The 19,377-nt window shown below is 42.8% G+C and carries 17 protein-coding genes and 1 pseudogene; 14 read left to right on the top strand and 4 right to left on the bottom strand.

The genetic code is table 11. From position 1 onward, the window contains the following. The first annotated feature begins 49 nt into the window (after positions 1-49). The 4 genes from CRG97_RS15945 to CRG97_RS15930 all read left to right on the top strand — a co-directional run bounded on the left by CRG97_RS15945 (position 50) and on the right by CRG97_RS15930 (position 5,768). Positions 50-2,980: a hypothetical protein gene (locus tag CRG97_RS15945; RefSeq protein ID WP_098744755.1), complete on the top strand. Its 2,931-nt coding sequence runs from the start codon at positions 50-52 to the stop codon at positions 2,978-2,980. A gap of 261 nt (positions 2,981-3,241) precedes the next feature. Further along, positions 3,242-3,937, top strand: coding sequence for a response regulator transcription factor (locus CRG97_RS15940; RefSeq protein ID WP_098744752.1), 696 nt, complete (start codon positions 3,242-3,244; stop codon positions 3,935-3,937). Next, positions 3,930-5,036: a sensor histidine kinase gene (locus CRG97_RS15935; RefSeq protein ID WP_098744749.1), complete on the top strand. Its 1,107-nt coding sequence runs from the start codon at positions 3,930-3,932 to the stop codon at positions 5,034-5,036. Before CRG97_RS15940 ends, CRG97_RS15935 begins: the two co-directional genes overlap by 8 nt. Positions 5,037-5,078: 42 nt before the next feature. After that, complete coding sequence (locus tag CRG97_RS15930) at positions 5,079-5,768, top strand: copper amine oxidase N-terminal domain-containing protein (RefSeq protein WP_237566424.1); 690 nt, start codon at positions 5,079-5,081, stop codon at positions 5,766-5,768. A gap of 446 nt (positions 5,769-6,214) precedes the next feature. Here the strand turns inward: CRG97_RS15930 and CRG97_RS15925 are convergent, their stop codons facing one another. Next, positions 6,215-6,808 (bottom strand): TetR/AcrR family transcriptional regulator, encoded by a 594-nt coding sequence (locus CRG97_RS15925; protein ID WP_098744743.1) that lies wholly within the window; start codon positions 6,806-6,808, stop codon positions 6,215-6,217. Between the two features lie 144 nt (positions 6,809-6,952). Between CRG97_RS15925 and CRG97_RS15920 the strand changes: the two genes are divergently transcribed. Both CRG97_RS15920 and CRG97_RS15915 read left to right on the top strand, forming a co-directional pair. Then, on the top strand, positions 6,953-7,159 hold the full coding sequence (locus CRG97_RS15920; protein WP_098744740.1) for a hypothetical protein: 207 nt from the start codon (positions 6,953-6,955) through the stop codon (positions 7,157-7,159). Positions 7,160-7,855: 696 nt separating this feature from the next. Next, entirely contained in the window at positions 7,856-8,224 is a 369-nt protein-coding gene (locus tag CRG97_RS15915) for a VOC family protein (protein WP_098744738.1), read from the top strand. A 295-nt stretch (positions 8,225-8,519) separates the two neighbouring features. Here CRG97_RS15915 and CRG97_RS15910 read toward each other — a convergent pair whose 3' ends face one another. After that, positions 8,520-9,071: a TetR/AcrR family transcriptional regulator gene (locus CRG97_RS15910; protein WP_098744735.1), complete on the bottom strand. Its 552-nt coding sequence runs from the start codon at positions 9,069-9,071 to the stop codon at positions 8,520-8,522. 148 nt (positions 9,072-9,219) lie between these two features. On the opposite strand from CRG97_RS15910, the gene CRG97_RS15905 reads away from it, so the two are divergent. Further along, a complete protein-coding gene (locus CRG97_RS15905) occupies positions 9,220-10,143 on the top strand; it encodes a ketopantoate reductase family protein (protein ID WP_098744732.1) in 924 nt (307 codons plus the stop codon). 502 nt (positions 10,144-10,645) lie between these two features. On the opposite strand, the gene CRG97_RS15900 is transcribed toward CRG97_RS15905, so the two are convergent. Then, positions 10,646-11,536 (bottom strand): LysR family transcriptional regulator, encoded by an 891-nt coding sequence (locus CRG97_RS15900; RefSeq protein WP_098744729.1) that lies wholly within the window; start codon positions 11,534-11,536, stop codon positions 10,646-10,648. Between the two features lie 101 nt (positions 11,537-11,637). Between CRG97_RS15900 and CRG97_RS15895 the strand changes: the two genes are divergently transcribed. The 4 genes from CRG97_RS15895 to CRG97_RS15880 all read left to right on the top strand — a co-directional run bounded on the left by CRG97_RS15895 (position 11,638) and on the right by CRG97_RS15880 (position 15,010). Next, positions 11,638-12,546: a DMT family transporter gene (locus CRG97_RS15895; protein ID WP_098744726.1), complete on the top strand. Its 909-nt coding sequence runs from the start codon at positions 11,638-11,640 to the stop codon at positions 12,544-12,546. 493 nt (positions 12,547-13,039) lie between these two features. Then, on the top strand, positions 13,040-13,591 hold the full coding sequence (locus CRG97_RS15890) for a TetR/AcrR family transcriptional regulator (protein ID WP_237566423.1): 552 nt from the start codon (positions 13,040-13,042) through the stop codon (positions 13,589-13,591). 210 nt (positions 13,592-13,801) lie between these two features. After that, positions 13,802-14,002, top strand: a complete 201-nt coding sequence (locus CRG97_RS15885) for a hypothetical protein (protein ID WP_098744722.1) — start codon at positions 13,802-13,804, stop codon at positions 14,000-14,002. 129 nt (positions 14,003-14,131) lie between these two features. After that, positions 14,132-15,010 carry a PhzF family phenazine biosynthesis protein gene (locus CRG97_RS15880; RefSeq protein WP_098744719.1) on the top strand — a complete coding sequence of 293 codons (879 nt, stop codon included), beginning with the start codon at positions 14,132-14,134 and terminating at the stop codon, positions 15,008-15,010. 473 nt (positions 15,011-15,483) lie between these two features. On the opposite strand, the gene CRG97_RS15875 is transcribed toward CRG97_RS15880, so the two are convergent. After that, on the bottom strand, positions 15,484-15,972 hold the full coding sequence (locus CRG97_RS15875) for a flavin reductase family protein (RefSeq protein WP_098744716.1): 489 nt from the start codon (positions 15,970-15,972) through the stop codon (positions 15,484-15,486). Between the two features lie 249 nt (positions 15,973-16,221). Here CRG97_RS15875 and CRG97_RS15870 point away from each other — a divergent pair. From CRG97_RS15870 to CRG97_RS15855, 3 genes and pseudogenes are all read left to right on the top strand, one after another. After that, positions 16,222-16,747 (top strand): annotated as a pseudogene (locus tag CRG97_RS15870) (phosphotransferase-like protein). 301 nt (positions 16,748-17,048) lie between these two features. After that, complete coding sequence (locus CRG97_RS15860) at positions 17,049-17,714, top strand: carboxylesterase family protein (protein ID WP_098744711.1); 666 nt, start codon at positions 17,049-17,051, stop codon at positions 17,712-17,714. A 626-nt stretch (positions 17,715-18,340) separates the two neighbouring features. Beyond that, a complete protein-coding gene (locus tag CRG97_RS15855) occupies positions 18,341-19,303 on the top strand; it encodes a helix-turn-helix transcriptional regulator (RefSeq protein WP_098744708.1) in 963 nt (320 codons plus the stop codon). The last annotated feature ends 74 nt before the right edge of the window (positions 19,304-19,377 follow it).

The raw sequence follows: 19,377 nt of genomic DNA, 5'->3' as shown, positions 1-19,377 counted from the left end.
GGAAAGCCAAATATAAATTCTTTTCTTTTTTATACAGGGAGGTACATTTATGCACAGGCAAAAAAAGACATGCATAGCAATGATGCTATGCGCTGCGGTGTTGAGTCAATCTTTTGTCCTGGACACATACGGGACATCCGCAGCTGATTCGTCTGTTTCCAAATCTGCTGCAGCCGCGTCTATGTTCACGCTGGATAAACTCGGCTCGGTCACATTGAAGCAGAGCGTCAGTGTGAAGCTGACGGATATGAATATTTCTGTTCAACCTGACGGGAATATTCTCACGTACACACTTCGTTACAGTAATAACAGTGGCAGTAGAGTAGATCTTATCGATTATTTTTCCAAGGTTTCCACCCCGAGTGGCGCCATCGTAAAAGGAAAAGTTGTTACGAGTGATGCTGGTAAAAGAACGTTGCCTGCGAATAGCAGTCAATCCGTGACATACTATGTGAACATTGGACGATCGGCACAGGTAAACGGAATGAAGGTTTCCATATTCGGATGGGATTTTAGCAGCGCCACTTATGAGAAGAAGCTGGGAGGTTTCAGGATTCCGGCCCAGTACTCATCTGTAGTTCCTGTAGGCAAGAGCAAGAAGATGAAGATGAAGATGAATAATATTTCAGTTACGGCCAAGGCAGATACGGTAGAGAGGTATACAATCAATGGAAAAATATATATAAAATTGGGGATGAAGCTCTCGAATGGAGGAACCAAGGTGCTTAGCGATCCAGGATATAAAGCATATCTAATATCGGCCGGCGGCTCGGTATTTGAACTCTTGCCCGAATCGTCTAGCACTGACTACAATCTCCAGCCTCAGGAGAGCAGAGTCATTTACTATTGGGCGGAGATCCCTTCCGCGATAAAGACGAATGGCATGACACTGCAGCTGGCGCAGGAAGATGAAGCATTGAAAATCAACCTTCCTGTGCAATCGTTCAAGCTACCGGCAGCAGCAACGGATACCGCCGTGGCTAAGGGCAAAAGCGCAAAGCTGCGGATGAAACAGCAGCCTGTTACGGTCAAGGCAGAAAGAATGCAGCGTATGAAACATAATGGGAAAGTGTACTTGAGAATCGGGGTCAATTTTGCAAACGGAGGTAAGAAGGTGCTAAGTGACCCTGGATATAAAGTACAACTAAAGTCGTCTGGCGGCTCGGTATTCGACCTTGTGCCTGAGGACGAAACAGGAGCCAGCTTCAAGATTCAGCCAGGGCAGAAGCGAACGATTTATTATCTGGCAGAGGTTCCGTCCAAACTCAAAACCGACAATATGACGATGCAATTCATGCAGGAAGATGAAGCTTTAAAAATGACGCTACCAGTAAAAACCTTCAAGCTGCCTTCCGTTACGGCTGATGTGCCTGCGGCGGATTATGCCGTCAAAAAAATATCCGTTAATCACCTTATGATTGAAACGCAGCTGAAACATGCTGCCGTATTTGCTGAGAACGATACCGGCAAATGGAGCCTTCAATTCCGCGTTAAAAATCTTGGTGAAAAATCATTGAAGCTGCCGGCTTATGAGCTTTCCATCCTCACGGATGAAGGGTACAGCATCCCGGTGAATGCGAAGGCACTTGCCAATGTTACGCTGAAGCCGCTGGAAGAGAAGCTCATCGATCTCAGTGCAGATGTGCCATTGCATATGAAACAGACTCAATTGCAGCTGCAATTGACGGAGCCGGCTGTGGAGGGGAAGATCAGCTTCCCGACAGCCCACTATAAAATCCCTTATGCTCAGGAAGGTAAAAGCCATCTGGGCTCAGAGAATATCATCGAGAACGACCATGGCACATTCGGCGTAAAGCTGAGCTCATATCAGCGGATGCCTTGGGGAGATGGGGATCAAATTGCAGCCCGTATCAGCATTCGTAACACCAAAGCGTTAACCGTACAGCTGCCGGAACTCAAAGCCCAAGTTAAGGCTGATATGCGAGACCTCAGCAGTACAGCTCAAATCGTGATACCGAATGATCAGACGACTCTGGCGCCTAATGAAACCATAGAGCTGTATGTACTTGCCAATGTGCCTTATTCCTATAATTTCAATCAATTACGCATTGAGCTTCAGGAAAGTTCAGGAGAGGACGTCACGAGATTTCTGTCGCTAAATACCCGAGCGGTTAACAATGTGGTTAACCAGGTTGCTGCAGGTGATTCTTATATGATCCATACGCCTGGCAAGAAAGCGGAGGTCCGTGAACGAATGAGTACCGTTTACCAGGACAGCAGCTCCAATTTGATATACACGGAACTAGAGATGGCCAGTCAGGAAACACGTCAATCCAAGCAGGCCCAGCTGGTGGCTTACTACAAAACACCGGACAACGAGTATTTTGAGGCAGAGGTCAAGCAATCGTCCGTCAAGACAAGCCCGAAAGGAAAAAATCTGGTGACCGTTTGGAGCAAGCTTCCGCTGAATGTGAATACTTCACAGCTTGTATTGTATGTCGGCGAAGGTGTAGCAGGCGGAAAGCTGACCGATCTCGAGGAAGAATCAACGGCAGTTATTGGATCGATCAATACAGTGGGATTAGCGCTTAGCCCTAGAGCTATCCAACCAGCAACGAATCTAGGGAATGTGGAATTGTTTCCTTATAAACTCTCCATTACGAGAGGAGAAGCTAGACTTAGTGAAGGGAAAGACATGCTCAATACCGCTATTCATTATAATCTCATGAGGAATGGCGATTACGAGACAGGTGAATATGAACATAAACTCATTATGGAGATTATTGACCCGACCGGACAATCCACGGAGAAGACTTTAACACTCGGCACCGATTTGTCCATCGGCAGCAATAAATCATACTCCATTACAGTGAATAACAATTTCCGCAAAAATGTAAGCGGAGGGGGAGTTCGCATCAATCTGTATGATGAGTTCCAAGGGCGGAGAATGCTGATCGGAAGCCAGTCGTATCCGATTATTTATGAAGAGAATCAGGCGAACAAGTCGGATAGCGATTAAATACTATCTAGACACAGGTAGATAGAGGGCAACACCCCTGAAGAATGAAGTCTATATTCAGGGGTGTTTTTGAACCCTTTCTTTCAGTTTGCAACTGTAACTTTAATAACTCTTTAAGAATTCTAAAAGGATTCTTAAGATATTCCGCTTAGACTGGTATAGTCGGGAGGTGCTTACAAGCTGTTGGATTGAATTACTGAACCTCCTGCTTGTGTCTCAAGTTTCAATAATGTTGCAAAGTGAACGAAGAGGATGGATACCATGAAGCGGATTACAATTCTCATTGCGGACGATGAGGCAGAAATTGCGGACCTGATTGAGCTGCACTTAAAAAAAGAAGGCTATGATGTCCTTAAAGCGGCGGACGGGCAGGAGGCGGTACAAGCAGCTCAAGCGCATTCCATCGATCTGGCGATACTGGATATTATGATGCCCAAGCTGGATGGTTATGAAGTCATCCGGCAAATTCGGGAACGGAATCACATGCCGATCATTTTTTTGAGCGCCAAAACGTCCGATCTTGATAAAATTGCTGGGCTGGTGAGAGGCGCAGACGATTATATGACCAAGCCCTTCAACCCGATGGAGCTGATCGCGCGCGTGAATGCCCACCTTCGCCGTTATAAGCAAATGAGTCAACCGATGATTTCCGGCAAACCCGCGCTGGAAGCGGGAGGGGTGGTCATTTACCCCGATCAGCGGATTGTGACCCTGTACGGCGAAACGATCGAGCTGACGCCCAAAGAATTTGACATTTTGCATTTACTGGCCAGTTACCCAAAAAAGGTGTTTAGTACGGAAAATATATTCCAGCACGTATGGGGCGAGGCCTACTTTGAAACAAGCAATACGGTTATGGTGCATATTCGGACATTGCGGAAAAAACTGCATGAAGATACGAACAAAAACAAGCTGATCAAAACGGTTTGGGGGGTAGGCTATACGTTCAATGGCTAATTTGCTACGAAGCTTCCGCTCCAAAATGATTGTGCTCTTTGGCTTAAGCATGCTCTTATCCGGCATCATCATGTTCGCACTATACAAAATTCTGCAATATTATTACCGAACTCAGGTTAAATTCGAGGATCCGCTGGCATATGTCCGCTTGTTCATAAGAACGGTCGGGGACATTAATTTTTTTCTGATATTTTTTATCCCGTTGGCGGTCTTTTTTTTCTTGCTGCTTACGAAGCCTTATGTGGCTTATTTTAATGAAATTTCTGCGGGGATTCGGCATCTCGCCAACGGCGATTTTGACAAGCGGGTTTCGATTGCGTCCCGGGACGAATTCGGGGATATCGCGGCGGATATCAATCTGACCGGGGAGATGCTCAAGCAAGCGGTGGCGAGAGGAGATTTTGCCGAGAGCAGCAAAGATCAGCTGATACTGAATTTGGCCCATGATTTGCGTACGCCGCTCACTTCCGTTATCGGTTATCTGGATTTCATTCTCAGGGACGAGTTATTGACCAAAGAACAGGTTCGGCATTATACAGGCATTGCTTTCGCGAAGTCGAAGCGCCTGGAGAAGCTGATCGACGAATTGTTCGAAATCACGAGAATGAATTACGGTATGCTGCCAGTCGAAAAACGACCCATCGATTTAAGCGAGCTGCTGACGCAGTTAAGCGAAGAATTACTTCCGGTTTTTGAGAAGAACAAACTGAAAGCCCGATTGTTTGTTACTCCGCATCTGATCATTTCGGGTGATGGAGACTTGCTGGCACGCGTGTTTGAAAATTTGCTGACCAATGCGATTCGTTACGGCAACGACGGTCAGTTTGTAGATATTCATGCTTTCATTGAAGCAGAAGTAGCGGTAGTTCAGGTGATCAACTTTGGCGACCGCATCCATCCGAACGAACTGCCGCATCTATTCGACATGTTTTATACCGGCGATAAATCCCGGATTCATCGGGAGGGCAGCACAGGCCTTGGCTTATTTATCTCGAAAAATATCGTGATGCAGCATCATGGAACGATCACGGCCGACAGCAGCTTGATTCGTACAGCTTTTGAAGTACGACTGCCGCGAGGCATGCAAATACCTGAATAAAAAATGGTATGACCGACTATGGAAGGGGGCATAGAGGGCGATTTGCGGAAATATGTATGGGTATGGATATGGTTCGGTTTGTTAGCTGTTATCGGTTTGGCCGCTTACGGCGCAAGCTCCTCGATTGACTTCCTGTCATCCGGGAAATTTGAGATTAACGGTAAAACCGTCAGGCTTCCTGTAATTAACTACAACGGAAACATCTACGTCCCGCTTCGCCTTGTAGGGGAAGAAATGCATTCCGAAGTTTATTATGATGAGAACAAGGAATTAATCTCGATCAAGCAGCAAAGCTTAGCATTCGATGAACAAATAGAGGCACCCGTTCCGTCCATTGCTTATGAGAACGAGTACAAGGATGGTACCGTATGGATGCAGGAGATACCGCTGCTGCAGGGAAGCTCTTGCTGGAATGGATGCCTGGAAGTGAACGATCCGGTAGAGCAATGGGTGTCTGAAGCCGGGTATCCGCCGGTTAGCGTGAAGCCTGGCTCAAATATTGTCATAACTTATCCGGCTGGATTGGAGCCTGACGGATTGAAGATATTCAACGTCTTTGATTCGGGCAACGGCACAGAGCAGTATGTTGAAATGATGGCGGTTAATCAGCGAGTACAGCTGCCAACGGAACTGGGGGTTTATACCATCTTAGTTAATTCAAACTGGGAGACAGGATATACCTCGTATGCTTTTGTTATACATATTACTGACCGCGATGATTTAAACGATTGATCACGAACAAGAAAATTCAACCAATACGTCGGATTGTCACGTTTCAAAATTAAAAGTCTAAAAACCCCGTCATGTTTTTATGACGGGGTTATATTCATTCAAGAGTACGATCATGACAGGAATCGATCGTGGCAAACACGCAATTGTGAAATCCATAAATAAATGTCGAGGGACAAGAAGATGATCCCAAAGAAAGTCGCTAATTTAGCGTTTTTTTGTTTTATCGGTACAAGTTCTTGTCCCCAGTCTAGGACAAGAACTTGTACCTATTGCCGAAAAGGACAAAACATGAGCCGATTACCGATTAGATAAATATCTAACTATGTTTCCATGCAATTTCATTAGGCTAACGGGCAGATTAATTGAAGATCAAAACACGGAGTATCGTACCATAAGTAACGGCAAGTTTTTTTCGGGAATCGTCTATGTGCTCATCCATCCGTAGCTTACGAGCATAGCTCCTGAAGATGGCGGGTGACGATCTGCTCAACGGTCTCCGGTGTGTATAGCTCCGGGCGGAGCAATGCGAGTATCGTCAAGCCTTCGACAATCGAGGCCAATCTTAATGTTTCGAGTTGAATGTCCACCGAAGAGGGGAGAAGCTTCGCCTTAGCTAGAATTTCAAGGACAGCTTTAGTCAGGTAGTGGAGTCCGTCCGTGAGCTCGTCTTTTTTAGCTTGTAATGCCAAACTCGTGAGGGATCGGATGGCGAAGATCCACCAGACGCCGACGGCAGTTCGTTTTTCCGCATCCAAAGGAAGCAGTTGTAACAGAATTTCCCTCGCAGCCTTCATCGGAATAGGGCTTATTTCCAAGCGCTCTTCTGCTCTGGCAACTCCTCTTGTCAAATAATAGTCTACGATAAATAGCAACAGTTCGTCCTGTGTTGAAAAATAATGCCGCAATGCGCCGGGTGACAACCCTGCTGCAGCTGCAACGGCACGGATTGACGCATGTTCAACCCCTTTTTCTTCAATGATATTCCATGCTGATTCGGCGATTAGTTTTCTCTTTTGTTCGTGGTCCACGACTTTCGGCAACGGTAAACGCCCCCTTGTTTTATTTAGCACACTGCATTAAAATAATTAATACAGTGTGTTATTTAGATTTTATTCAGTTATATCGCGTCGCAGTTATCACGTCAATAGTACTGGGCTTTGACTTGATTGACGGGAGGGGATTCAATGCAAGAACAAATCGATGGAGTTTTTCGTTTTCGTTCCACCTGTAATAGTTGCAGAAGAGAGTTTTATGTCATTGAGGGGACTCAAGCTTACGACCGTGTGAAACGAAATTTCAAAGGAATGCATTGCTGCGAAGATTGCAAAAACAGGATCGAACTTGAAGCCCAACTGCAGTTAGGAAGACGACTGTTGACCGGCAGAGATTAAGTTTCAAGACAGAAGGGGCCATCCTGAAAAGGATGGCCTGAGTAGAAGTATGTCGGTGGACAAGAACATGGTCCCTTTGAAAGTCGCTATTAGCGGCTTTTTTATTTTATCGGCACAAGTTCGTGTCCCGAGCCAAGGACAAGAACTTGTACCGATTGCCGGAATGGACAAGAACATAGGCTGATTACCGATTAGATATCTATTTAATGAATTAACGGCCGTTAATTCATTAAGCTAATAGGCAGAAAGTAAATGGAGGGACTCGTAAACAAAATAACACCTCCATCTTTCTCACCAGAAACTTAATTTTATCTTCTAACTCATCTATGGGACTACTGACATACTGTTGGCAGTAGGGGGCTTGTATAATCAAGACATCCAAAGTGAGAGTGAGGTTATTTACATGACTCTATAATGAAACGAATGGATCGCCGATGCTTATTTCGAGGCGATGGCAAATAACCTACGAGCGAGTTATGAGTAGAGAGCTCTGGCTTTTGAAACAAAAGCTCTAGACACGAATAGTGCGTTATAGTTATGCCGTATGGTCACAAAGAGCTTCCATTGACATGTGCATTGTATTGGCGGTTTCCTTGAAAAGATCCCTGGAGAAGTATCCAAATCTATCTGTGATTGATGTCAGTATTACAACTAATAACATAACAACCCCATATAACAAAGGAGGACATTAACATTATGTCAGCAATTGGACCCGACTTCATTTCACTTCAAGTGAGTAATCTTGAAAGCTCTGCAGAATTCTATCAAAACTATCTTGGACTGGTTCGATCACAGGCAGGGCCACCTCATGCTGTAGTCTTTGAAACAAAGCCTATTGCATTTGCTCTTCGTGACCTGTTGCCTGAAACAGAACTCGGTTCAGGTACTCAGCCTGGACTTGGTGTCGCTCTGTGGCTTCTTGCCCCTAATACACAAGAAATCCACGACAAGCTTATTGCAGCAGGCGTAAAGATTACATCCTCACCAATAGATGGACCATTCGGACGAACTTTTACATTTGCCGACCCAGACGGTTACCTAGTTACCCTTCACAGTAAAGCCTAATACAAGTGTATCTAGCTTAACAATAGTGATAACTTCTTCTGTCACAGTTAGCCAAATGTTATTACAACATTAAGACCTTATTCCTAAAAGTTGTATTCTCCCCATACGGTAGACAGGTGAAATAATAAATCCTGTTACTGTGAGGGGAGTTTTTTCATATTGACGAATTGTCAAGCTATCAGCAACACTTCTTCCTGGTTATGCTATTTTGTTTTATCAACAGGTTCACGAACATATGCGTCTTCAATGCTATCTTATTGTTATACAACATATGGATTTGGTTTGAATGACAGACTCATTCTTTAAAATAGGGCGTAATCCCTCTTGAATATAGGTTCTCCACTAACTTGAAAAATTCTTCTGACGATAAATCCTTTTGACGCTGGAGCCAAAGACGAAATAAAGAAAGGGAAGTTGTCAGGTAAAACTCAATTAAGTATGGCGTTAAGGAATGGTTTTGCGGAACGTTTAATTCTAATTGATCTAAAGTGATTTCTTTTTTTAAGCGTTTTAAAAAACGGGCACTTCCATAATCACCCAAAATGGCATTAAGAACCAGGAGATGTTCTCTTTTGTCCAGACAATAGAGCGTATCTTGAACCGTATGCATCGGTAGCTCTTTATTCGCCAATTCTTTTTTCATGTCATTTAATAAGTCATTTTCAACGGAGTCTAACAATTCGTAAATGTCAGTAAAGTATTGATAAAAGGTGCTGCGGTTATATCCTGACTTATTCGCAATTTCCTGAACCGAAATTTTCTCAATCGGCTTTTGGCTATATAACTCACAAAAAACTTCTACAAACTTTTGTCTTGTTTTCTCCGTTATTTGGGGTTGCTTTTTCATGATTCCCTCCTACTAGCGAATAAGAATATCATCCGACAAATAATAAAAAACTGATGGTTGATCAAGGAATAATAAAGATTTACAATCACATCATACAACATGTTGTCTGATAATCAAAAGGAAATGTTAATAAGTAGGGGTGGTTTTAATGTCAGCAAAACAAGATAGAATTTTAATTTTTGGTGCAGGTGTCATCGGGAGCATGTACGCAATTAAGCTTATTGAAGCAGGGTTTGACGTTAGCCTGTTTGCACATTCTAATAGATTTAAATCATTAAGAGAAAATGGCCTGCAATATAAAGAAAAAGGTACAGTTAGATCGATACAAGTGAATGTCATTGATACGCTCGAAAATGACGATGTATACGATTTTATTTTCGTTACCGTTCGTTATGATCGGTCCGAATCAGCGTTGTTAGCGCTAAAAGATAATCAAAGCAAAAATATAGTTACGATGACTAGTAATTCAATTGGATTTTCTTCGTGGCTGGATATCGTAGGGGATAGACTTTTACCAGCTTTTCCCGGCTTCGGTGGACAGATTAAAGATGGAGTATTGCATGCTCGATTTCTACCAAAGATTATAGTGGCAACTGCATTTGGAGAAATTAATGGTGTAGTGACAGAACGCATAGAAAACCTCGCAAAATTATTTAAAACAGCAAAGCTTCCCTACGTTATTAAAAAGGATATGCAAGCGTATCTAATCACACATTCCGTATCAGACATTGCCATGATGAGCGTTTTGCATTCTGAGAATAAGATAATTGACAAAAAAACAGCCAGAACCAGAAAGACGGCACGCAAAATAACAGTCACTTTAAAAGCGTATCTAAGGGCAATACAAAAAGCTGGCGTTTCAATTGATCCACCAATGCTTAAAATGGTGCTTAAATTTCCAAACTTATTTTTGGATCTTTTCTTTATGACATGGCTACGAACTAAAATGGTTAGGGATATGATGTTGCCGGATTATGCGAATAATGCTAACAATGAGATTGTGCAGCTGAGTAATGATTTAATGAAATTTTTAAGTCAAAATGATTTCAAATCGGAAACACATGTTCAGTAAATTTTTTTGTTAAAATATGATGGTAGTTTTTAATTTATTTTCATTAAATCCTTCAATTGGGCATTAATCTTAATATGAAAACCGAAATATATAGATTTTTCGTAGCATCCTTGACTAAACTAACGGGAAACGATAATAGAACAACAACAGCGGCAGTCTGAGACTTTATTTATCAAGTCTTGTTCTGTCGCTGCTTTATTTATTGGACACAAGAAGTGTCGAGGGACAAGTAGATGATCCCAAAGAAAGTCGCTAGCACGAGATACATATTTGTCGGGGGACAAGAACTTGTACCGATTGCCGTAAAGAACAAGAACATGAGCCGATTACCGATTAGATAAGCATCTAACTATGTATCCATGCAATGTCATTAGCATTGATATTCGAAATCGAACAAGTACAAAAAGAAAACTATTGTTGAGGATTTTAAAAATACTATTCTTTAATTATTTGGGGTACTACGATGCCTTGAGAGTCTTCTGTCATGCGCGAAAATTGCACATTAGTGGATCCGATCCCCGGATAAATAAAGCTCTCGTGCAGTCTGAAGGAACAGTTTCGCCCCGTGTGAAGCCTCCTTTAATGAAGGAACTGCCAAGTGAATGTCTCTAAAAGGTTGCGGATTAATTGTCCGGATGCGGACATTAGGTGGCAGTGTCGATAGCGACAAAGAAGTTTTCGATACGATCGAAATTCCCAGCCCTTCTTGAATCATGCTCAACGCCGTGTTTATGTTGTGGCCGTTATATTTGGCGTACAAAGTGGTTCCAAATTGCTTAAATAGCTCAAAAATGGGTGTTACAAACCCACCTTTGCACACAATCATAGGTTCATTGTCCAGATCCGTAATATGAATGGTTTGGCGGCTTTGCAAGGGATGATCCTCCCTATGGACCAGGCATAGTTCATCTCGAAAGAACGGAATCGTTTCAAGTTCGTTGCTCGGAGGTATAATCCAACCGACATCGATTATTCTGGAATCTAGCCATTTTTTAATCTCTTCGATGGTCCCTTCAAACAGTTCAAATGTCAGCCCCGGATGGTTCTCCCCAATGATCCGCAATATTTTCGGCAAGAAGTGCGCGGACACAATCGGGAATACTCCGACACGAACGGTGCCAACTTCAAACCCTTTTTCAGCGGTTACTTCCTGCTCTACTTTATTGTATCCATGCAAAATCTCTCTGAATATGGCAAGCAAGCGCAGGCCGATATCGGTGAGAATAACTCCGCTTTTTCGTTCACGTATCATGAGAGTGACTCCCAATTCCGATTCAAGCGTTGAGATGGCGCGGCTGACGGCAGGTTGTGTCATATTTAATTGCTCGCCGGCTTTGGTAAAGCTACCAGTCTCGACTATTTTCACAAACAACATCAATTGCGAATGTGTCATAACAATTATGTTATCTCCTTTATAAAAAACATGCATTTTATTTATATGTTGATCTATTGTACCATGGTAATCACCATTACACAAAGGAGCGCTGAAGATAAATGCAACTTTCACGAACACTTACTGTTATCCTGTTAACCTTTTTAGTCGCAATGTGGGGTGTGAACTGGCCGTTGTCCAAATATGCACTCGAATTTGCACCCCCATTGCTTTTCGCCGGCTTAAGGATCACGATTGGAGGTCTGATTTTGCTTCTTTTCGCTTTACCGCGTTATAGATATCTTAATTTGAAGCATACTTGGCACATTTACATGATCTCCGGTTTGCTGAATATCATTCTCTTTTTCGGTTTTCAAACCTTCGGACTGAATATGATGCCTGCCGGTTTATTTTCGACGATCGTGTTCATGCAGCCCGTTCTTCTCGGAATCGGAGCTTGGTTGTGGTTAGGTGAATCCATGAACGGTTTCAAAATAGTCGGCTTGATTCTAGGCTTTATAGGAGTCGCTGTTATCAGCATAAACGATGGCTCTGGAAATATCTCGACCGTTGGTATCTTGCTTGGTTTAGCCAGCACGATTACTTGGACATTCGGTACGATTTATATGAAGAAAACATCTGCTAAAGTCGATGCGATCTGGTTGACTACCCTTCAGATGATTTTTGGTGGAATTGTATTGTTGATAGCGGGTACTACCGTTGAAAACTGGACGGATATCGCTTGGAACCAGACGTTTATCTCGACGTTATCGGTTATTGCAATCTTCTGTACGGCCTTGACTTGGCTCGTTTTCTTTCTGCTTGTCAGATCGGGCGAAGCCGGCAAAATCGGATCGTTTAATTTTCTGGTCCCGCTCATTGCGATCGTGATCAGCGTTCTCTTTTTGGGAGAAATGATTACGACCAAGATGGTGGTGGGACTTATTCTAATTATCATAGGTATTGCACTTGTAAACCTCAAAATGAAATCACTGCAAAAGCGGGGCAATATGCAAAAGGGGGATATGTAGGCAAGGCAGGGATAACGCACAATCGATTTTACTCATGATATTGATTAATGATCAATTGGCTTAACCTAATGAATTAAGGTTTATTGAATTATCAGGAAATGATACCCCATAAAGAAATAACGGCAGTCGACCAGACAATCGGCTGCCGTTGCTTCTTGAACTAAGGATAGAATAGAGTGGATCATAGGAAGCAGCTCGTCATGATCCCAGCAATAGCACTGAACGAAGGGTGAGACGATGTGCAATTAAAAATTGTGTCAAATATGGTTGTATAATTCCCTATAAAAACCAAAAGGTCTTGACGAGCGATAATCATCGTAGCTCCTTATCTATGATATATTAAAAGAAACATATGTTGCTTTAATGAAAACTATACAGCCAAAGGTTTAATGCAACAATCAACAACCCTGTGCGAATGTTGCTATAGCCACAAGAATAATAAATTGTTGGGTTAGAGGTGAAGGAAATGGCCACAAAAGCAAGGAATATACGAATGACACAAACGAAACAATCATTGATTAATGCTTATTACAATTTGGTTTCTAAGAAGGATTTTGAAAAAATTACAATTGCGGATATAACAAAGGGAGCACAAGTTAATCGGGCTACATTCTACGCACACTTTAATGATAAATACGATTTAATGGATTATATTATGGGAGATTCAGCCTCAGCCTCTATCGAAAACCATACTTCAGGCATTGTGAAATTCGATCAGGACAGCATACATCAACTCGTTTTAGCGGTATCTGATTTCTATCAACAACCGAACATTGAATGTCGCAGCAGCTATGGTGGCTTGGTCTTACCTCAAATGCAAGAAAAAATACTAAATGAATTGAAGGCTTTTTTGTCGAAAAGTTTGGAACAAATGTATACCGATAACGAAAAGAACATGTTTGTGCCTATTTTTGCACAAATCATTCATGAAGGTGCCTTGCAATGGGCCACAGGTAGCGTCACCACGAATAAAGAGGAAGTCGCCAAGAAGATTGCTTTATTTGTAGTAGCTGGATCTCAGTCTTTCGAAGGAGCATTACGCTAACGGGCAGCGTAGTTCTAAATATAGTCGTCTTATTTTTCTTTATTAATGGCCTAATTTGCTGTACCAACAGATTCTCCGGCGGGTACGGGATGCTATCGAGACGGGTTCCGATTCAAAGAGCAAGAGAGTCCGGTCTGTTCGGAAAACGGCGAGCCTGTGCAAATGTTGACTGCCGGCATAGCTGTCCGTGGTGTAATGGACCCTTGACCCATGCTGATCGACCTTGATGCGCAGCATCTGGCATTGGCCGGGCTTTCCTGGAAGGTGGATCTTTTTGTCATCCAGACCTGTGTTGCTTGCAATTGTTACGGTACGGTGTATATGGAGACTGATGGGCAGGGAGAGCCCGTCTGTAGTGTACATGATGCAATGCCGTACGGAGCGGGAGAGATTGACTATAATAAACATTAACATTCGTATGTTACGGATACGGAACGATTCCAAATTGCGGGGGAGCCCTGACATCCGTTTCATGGCAGCGAGTGGGACGAGCGGTTGCGCACATCGGTTTTTCGAAGATAAGGAGAGGACGAACGGAACATGAATGTGGAAGTGTATACGTTAAATGCGTTTGCGAAAGGGGAGCGTGGCGGTAATCCAGCAGGCGTTGTCTTAGAGGATGGGCTTTCGCTGGATGCTGCCGAAATGCAGCTCATAGCGAAGGAATTGGGCTTTTCGGAGTCGGCTTTTATGGAAAAATCCTTGCTTGCGGATTACAAAATCCGCTATTTCACCCCCGCCAGCGAAGTTGATCTGTGCGGACACGCCACGATTGCTGCATTTGGACTAATGCATGCGCTGGGTTTGGCAAAGGAAGGGACCTCCTATACGATAGAAACCAAGGCAGGGATTTTGGATGTCGATATTAGCTCCGAGGGTCTTGTATATTTGTCACAGGCTTTACCACAATTTCTTGAAAGGATATCCTGTGAGGAAATCGCCTCATCTTTGGGGATGGATGCCGAGGATCTGGAAACCGGGTTGCCCATCCAGATTGTTTCGACGGGGCTGCGGGACATTTTGATCCCGATCCGCAGCAGGAAGCTCTTGAATGAAGTTCAGCCAAATTTTGACGCCATAACCGCCATCAGCGAAAAATATGATGTGGTTGGATATCATCTGTTCACGATGGATACTCCAGACGATGCTGTTGCGGAATGTCGGAATTTTGCCCCGCTGTACGATATTCCCGAGGAGAGCGCGACAGGAACATCCAACGGTGCCCTGCTCAGCTATTTGTACCAACATGGTCAACGATCTTTGCGGGAAGTGGAGCACGTCAAGTTCAGGCAAGGGTATTCGATGGATTGTCCTTCTGAAATCAAGGTAGGATTGCGTCTGAGCGAGAGCGGTGAAATCAACCAGGTTCGGGTTGGCGGTGCAGTGGTTGGCATTGAACGAAGACATATCACGATATAAGCGGAGTCAAAAAGCCTGTTTGCAGCCACCGGACCATAGGGGGCAACGGGCTTATTCTGCTACTGGCGAGGCGAGGCTAGATAGCAGAGGATACTTGCGTGAGCAGACGGCTAACAGTTCTTCATCCAATCTGTCATTTCCATTTTAGTTCTGTTATAATTTGACACAATAACAATCCATAATAATAACGATACTGTCGGGTGACAAAAACATAGTAACATTAGAAGCCGCTGATTATGCGGCTGTTTATATTTATGTTATCAAGTTCTTGTCAAAACACAATGACAAGAACTTGATAACATTCCCGACTGATGACAAGAACATTATTACATTCCCGATATGATTTCATCGACGGCGGTAGACGCCCTTTGATTAAACTAACGGGCAGGATAGTTCAATCATTTCGCCGAATGTCTTGGACTTTTTTTCGTCCTAGTTCATCGCTGCTTCTTTCCTTGATAATTTTCATTTTTTTAACGCTTGCCTGGTCCGAGCGGAAATGCAGACGTCAATCTGGCAAAGTCATCGGCTAAGTTTGCCAACGGCTTCCAGTTGTCCATTGCTGTTTTATAATTTCCTGCATAGGCGGCGGAGTCCAGCTGCACACGTTCCACGATTCCAAGTACCAGATTATCCCCGCCCACAGGAATAATTCGATCTAGCTTAAGCTCGAAAGCGATTGGCGCTTCAAGCACCGCCGGCACATCGACGCTCTTACAAGGCTTTGGCGTGACTCCTGCAAGTTCAAACTCATTCTTCTGCGGCCCGACATTGGCGGATGAACGATGCATCGCCTCGCCCAAAGGTTCGGAGACCATATTGATGACATACTCACCGATCTCGCGAATATTGGTCAGCGTATCCTTGACTGTACCTTCCCGTTCTCCTACGCCCGGACCAATAGAAATAAGCAGTGTCGGTGGGTTGCGAGAAGCGACGGTAAAAAAACTAAAGGGCGCCATTGCTTGGAGAAAAAGGATTGACCAGAAAAGATTTTCTCGATGAGGCTGGGGTATATCGAATGAAGTTGTAGTCTGTTGGTCGCTAAGCTAAGGGGAAACCTTTGTGGAGAACAGATGGAGCAGTTTGCCGGTTGGCAGCTGTTTTAACTCTAATGGGCAGCATAGTTCAATTATAACTGTTTTCTCAATCCTGTTTATATGTTGAAACTGTTAAACTGTATTTAAGTTGAACGAATAGGGGAATTAGAGATGAGCAAAGGGAAAATCGTATTCTTGAACGGAGTAACAAGTTCAGGAAAAACATCTATAGTAGACGCTATTCAGTTAAAATCGGATGAGTTTTTTTATGTGGTTGCAAACGATCTTTTTGAAAATACAATTGGCGATAACTATCTTCGAGAAGATTATTGGAAATATTTAAGTGATGCAATTATTTATGATGTATCATACCGCCAAACTATTTTCTGATCATCGTAAAAATGTGCTTATCGATGGCATCTTGGTAGAAAGACCTGAGTTAAAACCCCATTATGAAAAAGTTAAGAACATATTTGCTGGGTACCCCTTTTATATTGTTGAAGTGTTTTGTCCTTTGGAAATTTGTCGTCAAAGAAATATTGAACGTGGAGATAGAACTGAAGATCAATCAGACTGGCAACACAAAATTATGGCTAAAGATATAGAGTACGACTATACTGTCAACACACACATAAATTCTTCAGAAGAATGTGCAGATTCGATTCTAAAATGTTTGTATGGTAGGTCCGAAGATTAATCATATTACGCTAATGGGGGACGTTAGTTGAATAAAGATGAGAAGGCAGCTGGTCAGATTGATCAGCTGCCGTGGAATATTTATATAGCATTCACGAATGGAGTGATAAGATGATCGGGAGGATCATACGAGTTTTGGAACAGAACCCGCGACTCGCTATCAGATATCCTGATGGTAGCTATACTAAGCAAAGGAAAGAAATGGTCGAACTAAAAAGTTCCGAAACTGAAGGAATTTCGGGGAATATGGGAAATTCTATTTTTACCCTTATGGGAGATATCACTAAAGTGAGGGAGATACAATGAGTCAAACCGTAAATAATTTGGATAAAGAAATAACAAAAAGAGTGCGGATGAAATATCTCTTACATTTGCCAGATCATTATGAAAAAGAATCGTCAATTAAGTGGCCTTTAATCTTATTTCTTCACGGGGCAGGTGAACGTGGAGATGATCTGGAGTTGGTAAAAGCACATGGAATTCCTATGATAGTAGAACGCGATCCTTCTTTTCCATTCATTACGATTTCCCCTCAATGCCCGGAGGATTCTTTTTGGAATGCTGAACAAGACGGATTGATGGCATTAGTAGATGAGATCATTGCAAACTACAACGTAGATCCAGATCGGTTATACTTGACGGGGCTAAGCATGGGTGGTTATGGGACGTGGCACTTAGCAGCAGAATATCCAGGAAGATTCGCGGCTATCGCTCCAATATGTGGTGGAGGTAACCCCAACCGGATACATGAACTAATAGGAACACCCACCTGGGCATTCCATGGCGCGAAGGATGATATAGTTCCTATTGCTGAATCAAAAAAAATGGTAGACGCACTTCGCGAAAACGGTGGAAATGTCTCTTTCACAATTTATCCTAAGTCGAATCACAACTCCTGGACAGAAACATACGATAATCCGGAATTATATAGCTGGTTTCTAGGTCATTCTTTAATGGTAAGGAAATGAAGTTGTTTTACACTAACGGAAACTTGCTCGACGGCAGCTCCTTTTTCGTTTGCTGAAGTAACGGGCAGATTAACGCAACAACCAAAAGGATAACTTGTGAACACAAATGTCGGGTGACAAAAACATAGTAACATTAGAAGCCGCTGATTATGCGGCTTTATTAAAGAAGCATTTTCGGAAATACCGGAAACTGACTTTCGTTCCTCCATTGTTACACACACTTACAGGATTTTGTACATATGTATGTAAGTTGGGTTAAAAGATACAGAACAGCGGTAGCCTTGGACTGAAAAATAAAGTCCCCTAGACTGCCGCTGTTTGATTGAACTAACGTTCCTCGTTTGTTTAACTTTTGTGCACATCAAACGGAACGCCGAATATCGAAATGACGATGATCTATACGACTCCTGGTGCTGAGGATCTGGAGGCTGCGGTGGAGTCGATCAGTTGGACATAAGGAAACATGCAAGAACAGAACACCATTTATTACTCAAGATTTGATCAGCTCTTAGGTAAAGAGGAAAAGGGGAATTCTTTAAGGCAGAAAGATTGATGAATAAAGGGATGCAGGCGATTCGCAAAGCTAATAATTTAGAGCGATCCTAATAAAAGATGAGGTATATGTGATGCCAAAAAACGATAATATGCTGGCAATCCTATGGATGTTGAATTCGGGCGTTAAAATGACCGCAAAACAAATATCCGAAAAGTTAGAAATAAATATAAGGACAGTCTATCGGTATATTGATGCGCTAGGTGCCAGTGGAGTGCCTATAATATCCGACACTGGTCATAATGGCGGGTATAGCTTGCTGAATAATTTTATCAGAGCACCTCTGCTATTTGATATTGAAGAAAAAAAAGCACTTCTTCATGCTGCTGTTTTTGCAAAAGAAGCCGGATACCCTTTGAGTGAGGCATTAGGTAATGCGACATCCAAATTGAAAATGTATTCGAATCAGGAACAGGAAAGTGTTCTCAGCCGTCATTTAGCCGGATTTGAAGTTATAAACCGTATGGGAGACCCTTCTATTCAGCCAGTATTGGCGGAATTGGAGCAAGCTGTAGCAAACGAATTCTCTGTAGAAATTGATTATCGCACACGTCGTGATGATCAACCCAAGACTAGGGTGATAGATCCCTATGGAATGGTTTACTGGAACAATAAATGGTATATTGTTGCATTTTGCCACCTGAGAAATGGGATCCGCAGCTTTCGGGTAGGACGGATTTTACAAATCAAGCGTACTCAAAACATATTTAAGCGTTCCGAAGCTTTTTTGGCTCGGGAATTTTTTTTGCGAAATCTATTACCTGATTTAGTCGGCAAGGACGGGTTAATTGCTTTAATTATCGAAGGTAGGTCAGAGGCGTTGGATGACTTATGCCTGCATTGGTTTTTGGGGCATCATCTGAAAGAGCGTACATCAAATCAAGCAATCTTTTTACTTGAAGAAAAAACAATTCATACCTATGTTCCTTATTTTCTCTTATCCTACGGGAAATCCATTCAAGTAATCGAACCACAGAGTTTGAAGGAAAAACTTGTTGGTGTTGTGTCGGAGTTAATGGAATATTATCAACTTTAATAGCTTCACTGACAGCGGATGTCAGTGAAGTCATTTTATAATGATGATAATCATTGATTACCGATGGATGGTTG

The organism is Paenibacillus sp. EZ-K15, from assembly GCF_002573715.1.
In the GTDB taxonomy this organism is placed as follows: Bacteria; Bacillota; Bacilli; order Paenibacillales; family Paenibacillaceae; genus Paenibacillus_AQ.
The sequence above is the reverse complement of the archived record's forward strand: the minus strand, read 5'-3'. Positions and strand labels throughout refer to the sequence as shown.

Coding starts and splice junctions, on each gene's coding strand:
- CRG97_RS15945 (WP_098744755.1), top strand. CDS start 50: ATGCACAGGCAAAAAAAGACATGCATAGCAATGATGCTATGCGCTGCG.
- CRG97_RS15940 (WP_098744752.1), top strand. CDS start 3,242: ATGAAGCGGATTACAATTCTCATTGCGGACGATGAGGCAGAAATTGCG.
- CRG97_RS15935 (WP_098744749.1), top strand. CDS start 3,930: ATGGCTAATTTGCTACGAAGCTTCCGCTCCAAAATGATTGTGCTCTTT.
- CRG97_RS15920 (WP_098744740.1), top strand. CDS start 6,953: ATGCAAGAACAAATCGATGGAGTTTTTCGTTTTCGTTCCACCTGTAAT.
- CRG97_RS15915 (WP_098744738.1), top strand. CDS start 7,856: ATGTCAGCAATTGGACCCGACTTCATTTCACTTCAAGTGAGTAATCTT.
- CRG97_RS15910 (WP_098744735.1), bottom strand. CDS start 9,071: ATGAAAAAGCAACCCCAAATAACGGAGAAAACAAGACAAAAGTTTGTA.
- CRG97_RS15905 (WP_098744732.1), top strand. CDS start 9,220: ATGTCAGCAAAACAAGATAGAATTTTAATTTTTGGTGCAGGTGTCATC.
- CRG97_RS15900 (WP_098744729.1), bottom strand. CDS start 11,536: ATGACACATTCGCAATTGATGTTGTTTGTGAAAATAGTCGAGACTGGT.
- CRG97_RS15895 (WP_098744726.1), top strand. CDS start 11,638: ATGCAACTTTCACGAACACTTACTGTTATCCTGTTAACCTTTTTAGTC.
- CRG97_RS15890 (WP_237566423.1), top strand. CDS start 13,040: ATGACACAAACGAAACAATCATTGATTAATGCTTATTACAATTTGGTT.
- CRG97_RS15885 (WP_098744722.1), top strand. CDS start 13,802: ATGCTGATCGACCTTGATGCGCAGCATCTGGCATTGGCCGGGCTTTCC.
- CRG97_RS15880 (WP_098744719.1), top strand. CDS start 14,132: ATGAATGTGGAAGTGTATACGTTAAATGCGTTTGCGAAAGGGGAGCGT.
- CRG97_RS15875 (WP_098744716.1), bottom strand. CDS start 15,972: ATGGCGCCCTTTAGTTTTTTTACCGTCGCTTCTCGCAACCCACCGACA.
- CRG97_RS15860 (WP_098744711.1), top strand. CDS start 17,049: ATGAGTCAAACCGTAAATAATTTGGATAAAGAAATAACAAAAAGAGTG.
- CRG97_RS15855 (WP_098744708.1), top strand. CDS start 18,341: ATGCCAAAAAACGATAATATGCTGGCAATCCTATGGATGTTGAATTCG.